The following is a 547-nucleotide window of genomic DNA, read 5'->3' as shown; positions in this document are numbered from 1 at the left end:
CTTCCTCCGTCTCGCGCCGGACGATCACCCGCGCCTCTCCGTCGCGCACGGCGACGACGGGCGGGCGCAGCGCGTGGTTGTAATTGCTCGCCATCGAGCGGCAGTAGGCGCCGGTGGCGGGCACGGCGATCAGATCACCGGGCGCGAGGTCCGACGGCAGGAACGCGTCCTTGACCACGATGTCACCGCTCTCGCAGTGCTTGCCGACGACGCGTACGAGCATCGGTTCGGCGTCGGAGCGGCGCGAGACGAGCGCGACGCTGTACTCGGCGTCGTAGAGCGCGGTGCGGATGTTGTCCGACATGCCGCCGTCGACACTGACGTACGTACGCAGTCCTTCGAGGTGCTTGATGGTGCCGACCTCGTACAGCGTGAACGCGGTGGGGCCGACGATGGCGCGCCCGGGCTCGACCGAGATCCGCGGGGTGGCGAGGCCGGCCGACTCGCACTCGCGGGTCACGATGTCGCCGAGCGCCTTGGCGATCTCGTGCGGCTCGCGCGGGTCGTCGTCGGAGGTGTACGCGATGCCCAGACCGCCGCCGAGGTC

Annotated in this window: 1 protein-coding gene; it reads right to left on the bottom strand. The window is 70.6% G+C overall.

Annotation, left to right across the window (positions count from 1 at the left end):
* On the bottom strand, positions 1-547 hold a 547-nt coding region (locus AC1DUE_RS20100), incomplete at both ends, for a diaminopimelate decarboxylase family protein (protein ID WP_477041176.1).

The organism is Cellulomonas sp. P4_A2 (assembly GCF_056402515.1).
The sequence above is the reverse complement of the archived record's forward strand: the minus strand, read 5'-3'. Positions and strand labels throughout refer to the sequence as shown.